Source organism: Acinetobacter guillouiae CIP 63.46 (assembly GCF_000368145.1).
Taxonomy (GTDB): domain Bacteria; phylum Pseudomonadota; class Gammaproteobacteria; order Pseudomonadales; family Moraxellaceae; genus Acinetobacter; species Acinetobacter guillouiae.
Map to the genome: position 1 here is coordinate 38835 of NZ_KB849291.1, position 2448 is coordinate 41282.

Below are 2448 nucleotides of genomic sequence, written 5' to 3' on the forward strand. Positions count from 1 at the left end.
GAAGACATATCGTGATTCATGCCTTTCATAGAAGACATATCATGATCCATACCTTTCATAGAAGACATGTCATGATCCATCCCCATATCCTCCATAGTCAATAAAGAACGAGGACGAGGCTTAGGCATCTCAATTTGTTTGACTGCTGGTCTGCTTTCTTCATGTAAGGTTCCAACCGAAAAACCAGTACGATCAATAGATTCGGCTTCGATTTGATAATGTGCTTGTTGAGGTTCAACAATGACATCATAAGTTTCAGCAGTACCAATACGGAACTCATCTACAGGAACGGGCTTTACAGGTTGACCATCAGCACTGACTACAGTCATTTTTAGGTTTGGAATGCGTACATCAAAGAATGACATAGCGGAAGCATTAATAAAACGAAGGCGAACTTTTTCACCAGCTTTGAAGTTGCCCGTCCAATTTTGCTGAGGTGTCTTGCCATTCATTAAAAATGTATAACCTGTGACATCGGACATATCTGTTTTCAGCATTCGCATCTGATTCCACATAGAACGGTCTTGCCAAGTCGCTTTTAGCCCATCACGTTTAACTTGTTTTAATACATCGAATACTGTTTAGCGGCGGTTCTGATAGTAGTCTGCTTCTTTTTTAATATTTTTCATAATTTGATCACTTGTCGAATTATGAAAATCAGAAAGCAAAACAACGTAATCTTTATCGGTTTTTTCAGCAGCTGTTAGTGGAGTTTTATCTTTAGGATAAATAACAAAAGCACCATATAAACCGTCTTGTTCTTGTCCTTTACTATGTGAATGATACCAATAAGTACCATTTTGGCGGACTTTAAACTTATATTCATAAGTTTTATTAGGGGCAATGCCATGAAATTTGTTAAATCCAGGTACACCATCCATAATTCCAGGTAATAATAAGCCATGCCAATGGATTGAAGAGTCCTGATTTTTTAACTTATTGTGAACACGGATAACGGCCTCATCACCTTCTTCAAATTCAAGAAGTGGTGCAACGAATTTACCATTTACAGTAATTCTCTCAACTGGTTTTCCTGTGATATTTACAGTTTGTTCAGCGATTGTTAAATCATATTCTTTAACTGCCGCCATTACCCAAGTTGATGAAAATAAACCAACTCCAATTAAGAGTATATGACTTAACTTTTTTGACATTCTATCTCACCTTTAGATTTTTTGACATTCTATCTCACCTTTAGAAAGGTCAAGATTGAAGTAATAAAGCAAATATTTAGTATAAACTTTAATACTTCTTTCTCGCTATTTATAAAATTATTTATTGCTACCAGGCATATTCATCTTTGAATGATCCATAAGTGTGGGGCTAGGATTTTAGACCACGCCTATAAGTGATAATCTACTCCCCAATAAGCATGGGAAATGCTTGTTTTTGGAGTCAACCATGACACGAAGAAAACGTCGTAATCATTCAGCAGAGTTTAAAGTTAAAGTTGCTCTCGCAGCAATTAAAGGCGACCACACACTCGCTGAACTTTCTACTCAATTCGATTTACATCAAAACCAAATCATCGATTGGAAAAATCAACTGCTTGAGCAATCAGTCAATATTTTTTCACGACCAACAGCACAACAAGAACCAGAGATTGACCTCAAAGCTCTACATGCCAAGATAGGACATCAGGCATTGCAAATTGATTTTTTAGAAGGTGCACTCAGAAAAATAGGGCAGCTGAGCGGCAAAAAATGATCGATAAGACCCATCAACTTTCGGTACGACAACAATCGCAATTGATTCAAATCAATCGCAGTACGTTGTATTACAAGCCCAAAGAGATTTCATCAACTGATTTGAGTTGGATGCGTCTGATCGATGAAATTCATCTCGACTACCCATTTATGGGTAGTCGAATGATACGAGATATGCTACAGCGTCAAGGGCATCAAATAGGTCGGCGTAAAGTCCGACGTTTAATGCGCTTGATGGGAATACATGCCTTGTATCCAAAACCCAATACCAGTAAGCCTAATCTTGCACACCGTATTTTCCCATATCTTTTGAAAAACATGGTCATCGATCACTCTAATCAAGTCTGGTGTACAGATATCACGTACATTCCTATGGCTAAAGGCTTTGTCTATCTGTGTGCAATTATAGATTGGCATAGTCGTAAAGTACTGGCTCATCGTGTATCGATCAGTATGGAAACAGACTTTTGCATAGATGCGTTGCAAGAAGCAATTGTGAAATAAGTTTACAAAAACAACTAAGCATGCGAAAAGACATTTTTGGTTAAACGATGTTTGCACATGCCACGGATTGTTACCGTCCCACTCAGCTTAGAAGAACGTGAACAACTGATTCTTCTGACCAAGCACGCAGCACATTGGCGTGAAAGACAACGTGCTCAAACCATTCTCTGGCTTTCCGAAGGTAAAACTGTTGCCGAAGTTGCTAGGTTACAAGAGCGTATCCCAGAAACCATAAGGC

General features: G+C 38.4%; 3 pseudogenes. 2 read left to right on the forward strand and 1 reads right to left on the reverse strand.

Going from position 1 to position 2448, the window contains the following annotated elements:
- A pseudogene (locus F981_RS23805) lies at positions 1-1154 on the reverse strand (multicopper oxidase domain-containing protein); the annotation flags it as partial.
- Positions 1155-1401: 247 nt separating this feature from the next.
- On the opposite strand from F981_RS23805, the pseudogene F981_RS22720 reads away from it, so the two are divergent.
- Positions 1402-2207: pseudogene (locus F981_RS22720) on the forward strand (IS3-like element ISAcsp5 family transposase); the annotation flags it as partial.
- 60 nt (positions 2208-2267) lie between these two features.
- Positions 2268-2448, forward strand: a pseudogene (locus F981_RS23635) (helix-turn-helix domain-containing protein); the annotation flags it as partial.